Genomic DNA, 6,663 nt, shown 5'->3' on the forward strand with positions numbered 1-6,663 from the left:
GGCCCCGACATTCCAGAGGGGGCTTCCCCCGTCAACAGGGATCGGCCATCCCGGCCCGCCGGTTGTGGGGGTGCAACGTTCTGGAGTAGGTGGATGCCGGATATCTGGGGCAAGAAGACTGGGCAAGGAAACGCGACAAATGACCATTGAGCTGCACACCTGGAACACGCCGAACGGCCGCAAGATCTCGGTCGCGCTGGAGGAAATGGGGCTGCCCTACAAGGTGATCCCGGTGAATATCAGCAAGGGCGAACAGATGGCGCCGGAGTTCCTGAAGCTCTCGCCCAACAACAAGATTCCCGCGATCCTCGATCCCGATGGCCCCGGCGGCAAGCCCGTCAGCATCTTCGAGTCGGGTGCGATCCTGCTTTATCTCGGTGAAAAGACCGGCAAATTCCTGCCGAAATCGCTTTTGGGCCGCATCCCCGTCTATGAATGGCTGATGTGGCAGATGGGCGGTTTTGGGCCGATGCCGGGCCAGGTGCACCATTTCATCGCGCTCGAGAACGAGCAGGACCGCGCCTATGGCCTCAAGCGCTACATGGCGGAGACGCGACGGCTCTACGGCGTCCTCGACCGCCGGCTAGAGGCCCGCGACTTCGTCGCCGGCGAGCTCTCGGTTGCCGATTTTGCCATCCTGGGCTGGGCCTGGCGTCACCCTCGCCACAAGGTTGACCTGGCCGACTTCCCCCACGTGAAGCGCTGGTACGAGGCCCTGATGGCACGTCCGGCGGTCAAGCGGGGCATGGAGGCGAAGCTGGATTGATCTTTCTTCTCCCTCTCCCCGTTCTTACGGGGAGAGGTGAAAATCACACCTTCCGCGCCTCGACCGCCATTCGCACCGCAAGCCCGGCCAGCACCGTGCCCATCAGCCAGCGCTGGACCAACATCCAGCTTGGCCGGCTTGCGAGAAACAACGCGATCGATCCTGCCGCGAGCGCGATCATCGCATTCACGCTGACACTGATCGCGATCTGGATTGCGCCGAGCACCACTGACTGTGCCAGCACGCTGCCGGCGGTGGGATCGATGAACTGCGGCAGCAGCGCGAGATACAGCATCGCGATCTTCGGGTTGAGCAGATTGGTGACGAACCCCATTGCGAACAATTTGCGCGGGCTGTCGATCGCAAGCTGCTTCACCTGGAACGGCGAGCGACCGCCCGGCTTCACCGCCTGCCAGGCCAGCCACAACAGATAACCGGCTCCGGCAAAGCGCAGCGCGTCATAGGCGAAGGGAACGGCGAGCAGCAGCGCCGTGATGCCGAACGCCGCGCACAGCATGTAGAACACGAAGCCGAGCGCCACGCCGCCGAGCGAGACGATGCCCGCCGCCGGCCCTTGCGTGATCGAACGCGAGATCAGGTAGATCATGTTCGGCCCGGGCGTGAGCACGAGGCCGAGGCAGACGAGGGCGAAGCCGAGCAGGGCGGGGGTGTGGGGCATGGCTGAACCGGTGCGCGAGACAGCATGGTTCTAATATGCGTGGCCCAGTGGGGCCATCGCGCAATTGCACGGAGGACAATTCGATCCGTGTCTCTCTCTATAGGTCGTCCCGGCGAAGGCCGGGACCCATACGCCGAGGATCGAGTTGGGCGAAGATTGCCAACTACAATCTCACTTCAAACTTCTTCTTGGGGGTATGGGTCCCGGCCTTCGCCGGGACGACACTGTAAGTTTGGAAGGAGCGTAGTGAAGACCTAGCTTCAATGCGCCTCGTCCCAATTGTTCGCCGCGCGTGCATCGACATGCAGCGGCACCGAGAGCAGCACGGCCGGGAACGGTGCGTCCTGCATCACGTGCTGCACGACGGGGAGCGTGGCCTCGACCTCCGCGTCCGGCACCTCGAAGATCAGTTCGTCATGCACCTGCAGCAGCATCTGCGCAGACAGCTTCTTCTGGACCAGGGCGTCCTCCATCCGCGTCATGGCGCGGCGGATGATGTCGGCGGCGGTGCCCTGGAGCCGGGCGTTGATCGCGGCGCGCTCGTTGAAGGCGCGCACCGAGCCGTTCGAAGCCTTGATGTCGGGATAGTACATCTTCCGTCCGAACAGCGTGGTGACATAGCCGTGGCTCCGGCAGAAATCGCGCGTCTCGTCCATATAGGCGCGGATGCCGGGGAAGCGCTCGAAGTACTTCTTGATGTAGGCGGAGGCTTCTTCGCGCGCGATGCCGAGCTGGTTGGCGAGACCGAACGCCGAAATGCCGTAGATGATGCCGAAATTGATCGCCTTGGCACGGCGCCGGATTTCGCTCGGCATGCCCTTGATCGGCACGCCGAACATTTCCGATGCCGTCATGGCGTGAATGTCGAGACCGTCGCGGAACGCCTGCTGCAGCACGGGAATGTCCGCGATCTCGGCGAGCAGCCGCAGCTCGATCTGCGAATAGTCGGCGGAGACGAGCTTGTGCCCCGGCGTTGCGATGAAGGCACGGCGGATTTTTCTGCCGTCCTCGGTGCGCACCGGAATGTTCTGCAGATTCGGCTCGTTCGACGACAGCCGGCCCGTCGTGGTCGCGGCCAGCGCGTAGGTCGTGTGGACGCGGTGGGTCTGCGGATTGACGTAGGTCGGCAGCGCGTCGGTGTAGGTCGATTTCAGCTTCGAGACCTGGCGCCACTCCAGAATCTTCTTCGGGAGGTCGTGGCCCTGCTCGGCGAGTTCGTCGAGCACCTGAGCGGTGGTGGACCACGCGCCGGTCTTGGTCTTGGTGCCGCCGGACAGCCCCATCTTGCCGAACAGGATATCGCCGATCTGCTTCGGGCTGCCGACATTGACGGGCTCGCCCGCGATCTGCTGGATCTCGGCTTCGACACGGGCCGCGGTCTGGGCGAAGTCGCCGGAGAGGCGCGACAGCACCTGACGGTCGATCGAGATGCCGCGCCGCTCCATGCGTGCGAGCACCGCGACCAGCGGGCGTTCCAGCGTCTCGTAGACTGTGGTCATGTGCTCGGCGACAAGGCGCGGTTTCAGCACGCGCCAGACGCGCAAGGTCATGTCGGCGCCTTCCGCCGACAGCGCCGCGGCCTTGTCGATCGGCACCTGGTCGAACGTGATCTTGCCCTTGCCGCTGCCGAGCAGCTCGTTCTCCTTGAGCATGGCGTGGCCGAACCAGCGCTCGGATAGCTGCTCCAACGCATGCGAGCCGCGGCCGGCGTCGAGCACGTAGGAGATCAGCTGCGCATCGTCGGTGTTGCGCAGTGTGATGCCGTGCTGCGCCAGCATCACCGCGGTGAACTTGACGTCGAAGCCGATCTTGAGAATGCCTGGCGATTCCAGCACCGGTCGCAGCGCCTCGATCGCATCGGCGTGCCTGACCTGATCGGGCGCGAGGCCGGCGTCGAACAGTCCGGCGCCGCCGCCGGACTGCTTGTGCGCCAGCGGCACGTAACAGGCCTCGTTCGGCGCCAGCGCCAGCGCGATGCCGCAGAGATCGGCCCGCATCGGATCGATCGAGTTTGCCCGGATCTCGACCGCGACATGGCCGGCATCATGGATGCGCGCGATGAAGGCGTTCAATTCCGCGAGCGTCTTGATGGCCTGGTACTTGCTCCGGTCGACCGGAAGCTTGCGCAAAGCCTCTTCGCGCGCGGCGGCGAGAGAGATCGGCGCGCCCTTCGGACTCGCGGCCTTGTCCTCCTTGCTCGCCGATGCGTTGCGCTGGCCCGCCGGAATTTGCGCCGGCGCGCCGGTTCCCGGGGCGGGCACGACGTCCGAAGGCGGCAGCGGCGAGAAGACGCTGGCGCCGCTGGAATAGCCCGGATCGGCATCGACGTTGGCCGGATCGATCTGAGAGAACTCGGCGACGCGGCGCGTCAGCGTGGAAAATTCCATCGCCTTCAGGAACGCGATCAGCTTGCGTGCATCGGGCTCGTGGACGGCGAGATCGTCCAGCGGGACTTCGAGGTCGACCTTGTCGTCGAGCAATACGAGCTGTCGCGAGATGCGCGCCTTCTCGGCGTTCTCGATCAGCGCCTCGCGCCGCTTCGGCTGCTTGATTTCGGTGGCGCGGAACAGCAGTTGCTCGAGATCGCCATACTCGACGATCAGCTGCGCCGCGGTCTTGATGCCGATGCCGGGCACGCCAGGCACGTTGTCGGTGGAATCGCCGGCCAGGGCCTGCACTTCCACCACCTTCCCCGGCGGCACGCCAAACTTCTCGATCACCTCGGGGATGCCGATGCGGCGGTCCTTCATGGTGTCGTACATGGTGACGCAATCGGTGACGAGTTGCATCAGGTCCTTGTCGGAGGACACAATCGTCGCGCTCGCGCCGCGCTCGCAGGCTTGCCGCACATAGGTCGCAATCAGATCGTCGGCCTCGAAGCCGACCTGCTCCAGGCAAGGCAGGTCGAAGGCGCGTACCGCTTCGCGGATCAGTGAAAATTGCGGGATCAGATCGTCCGGGGCCGGCGCCCGGTGCGCCTTGTACTCAGGATAGATCTTGTTGCGGAAGGTGATTTCCGACTTGTCGAAGATGATCGCCAGATGCGTCGGCCGGTTGTCCTCGGGCATCTCGCGCAACAGCTTCCACAGCATGTTGCAGAAGCCGAGCACGGCATTGACCTGCAAGCCGTCGGACTTGCGGTTCATCGGCGGCAGCGCGTGATAGGCGCGGAAGATGTAGCCGGAACCGTCGACCAGGAAGACATGGTCGCCCTTGCCGGCCGCCTTCGCAGCGACGGGCTTGGCAGCAGCTGTCGCCGCAGTGGGCTTGGTTTCGGCTTTGGCGGCGGTCTTCGGGGATGTGTTGGGAGATGTCTTGGGCATGGCCGCAATGTATGAATTTTTGCGGGCTTTGACAGCCTTGTGAGGGGGATTTTTGGCTTGCTGAAGCGGCTATCCCCACTGTCATTCCCCGCATCCCACTGTCATTCCCCGCGAAGGCGGGGAATCCAGTACACTGCGGCTTATCGGCTGAACCACAGACTCTCGGCGTACTGGGTCGCCCGGTCAAGCCGGGCGACGACAGCGTGCTATTCCGCCGCCTGCAGCACCGCGCTTGTCTTCTTCGGCGCGATCCAGAACGCATCGGGCCGCTCGAACAGGAAACTGCCACCAAGGCGCAGAGCGATCTGCCAGATTGCGAGCGCTCCGATCATGCCGGCGATGGTCACGATCAGCGACACCGCACCGATGTCGGGAATGATGCCCGTGCGCAATAGTAGCGTCCGTGTCGCCGCCATCGGCAGAAAGAACGCGAGATAGATCACGATCGAATGCTCGCCGCAGAAGCGGAAGACGTTCAGCCATTGCGCGCGCGCGAGCAGCGTGCCCATCGTGATGATGGCGCAGGCGCCGGCGAAGCCGAGCACGAGCGATATGAATTGCCACTCGCTGGCGCCGAGCATAACCAGGCCTCCATTGACCAGCGCCCATGTCGCGAGCGCTGCCAGCGCCCATGCGGGATGATTGCGCGCGCGGTCCGACAGCGCGAACACGTAGGGCGCGAACAGATAGCCCGAATAGAAATAGACAAAGCGCGCGCAGAACTCGTCGATCGCGGTCCAGCCGGTTGCGACACGCGCCGTCTCCAGTGCGGCCGCGATGAGCCAGATCGCGGGCGGCGGGATTCGCCGTATCAGTTTTGTGACGACGAAGAAGATCGGCAGGAGGTAGATGAACCACAGCGTGCCGAACGGCTCGACGAAGGATTCCAGATAGAGCAAGCCGGCGTCGCGCCAGCTCGTTTCCGCTGCAAATGCGGGGGCCTTGAAGCCGAACTGGATTGTCACCCAGACGACATAGAAATAGGCGAAATGCACCACCTTGCGGTCGAGATAGGTTCGCCAGTCCCGGTCGATCACCAGTGGCAGGAACAGCCCCGAAATCAGGAAGAAATCCGGCATCCGGAACGGCTTTGCGAAGGCCACCAAGACATGCATGAAGCCGGTCTCGCCGGCAGCAAGCTCGACCCCCAGCACCGAATGCATCATCACGACCATGACGATGCAGATGCCCTTGGCGTAATCGACCCAATCGACACGCGTAGCGGAAGGGGCCTTGAGTCCCCCGCTCGCGGCGATTGTGCCTGATAGTGCCATGGTGTCTCTTTTCGAGGCGTGTTCCGACCGGATCTGTGTAAACGCGGAGCAGTTTGGCGCCTTGCGGCTTACGATTTCTTAACCGGTACAATTGCCGTGCCGTTTTTTGCACGCGGGCTGTTCCCTCCCCCCGGGAAAATGCTAAACCGCCTTAGAATTGCGGTTTCGTTAACCAAGCCAAACAGGGTTTTTCATGCGCATTGCTATGATCGGCACGGGCTATGTGGGACTGGTGTCCGGGGCCTGCTTTGCGGATTTCGGTCACGACGTCATCTGCGTCGACAAGGACGAGAAGAAGATCGCGGCGCTTCATCGCGGCGAGATACCGATCTACGAGCCCGGACTCGACGAACTGGTCGCGACCAACGTCAAGGCCAAGCGGCTGGAGTTCACCACCGATTTGTCCAAGCCGGTCGCGGATGCCGATGCTGTCTTCATCGCGGTCGGCACGCCCTCGCGCCGCGGCGACGGTCACGCCGATCTGTCCTACGTCTATGCCGCCGCGAAAGAGATCGCGCAGTCGCTGTCCGGCTTCACCGTCGTCGTGACCAAGTCGACCGTACCGGTCGGCACCGGCGACGAGGTCGAGCGCATCATCCGCGAAACCAGCCCCAAGGCCGA

General features: G+C 63.6%; 5 protein-coding genes. 2 read left to right on the plus strand and 3 right to left on the minus strand.

Translation table 11 applies throughout. The features are described from left to right. Nucleotides 1-139 precede the first annotated feature (139 nt). Complete coding sequence (locus tag AC0L3P_RS28520) at nt 140-766, plus strand: glutathione S-transferase family protein (RefSeq protein WP_473307100.1); 627 nt, start codon at nt 140-142, stop codon at nt 764-766. A 43-nt stretch (nt 767-809) separates the two neighbouring features. On the opposite strand, the gene AC0L3P_RS28525 is transcribed toward AC0L3P_RS28520, so the two are convergent. From AC0L3P_RS28525 to AC0L3P_RS28535, 3 genes are all read right to left on the minus strand, one after another. After that, a complete protein-coding gene (locus AC0L3P_RS28525) occupies nt 810-1,445 on the minus strand; it encodes a LysE family translocator (RefSeq protein WP_473307102.1) in 636 nt (211 codons plus the stop codon). A 260-nt stretch (nt 1,446-1,705) separates the two neighbouring features. Beyond that, nucleotides 1,706-4,768, minus strand: coding sequence for a DNA polymerase I (polA, locus tag AC0L3P_RS28530; RefSeq protein WP_473307104.1), 3,063 nt, complete (start codon nt 4,766-4,768; stop codon nt 1,706-1,708). A gap of 206 nt (nt 4,769-4,974) precedes the next feature. Next, nucleotides 4,975-6,042 (minus strand): acyltransferase family protein, encoded by a 1,068-nt coding sequence (locus AC0L3P_RS28535; RefSeq protein ID WP_473307106.1) that lies wholly within the window; start codon nt 6,040-6,042, stop codon nt 4,975-4,977. 193 nt (nt 6,043-6,235) lie between these two features. Between AC0L3P_RS28535 and AC0L3P_RS28540 the strand changes: the two genes are divergently transcribed. After that, a partial coding sequence (locus AC0L3P_RS28540) for a 2-dehydropantoate 2-reductase N-terminal domain-containing protein (protein ID WP_473307108.1) occupies nt 6,236-6,663 on the plus strand: 428 nt, incomplete at its 3' end.

This window comes from Bradyrhizobium sp. WSM4874, from assembly GCF_055811835.1.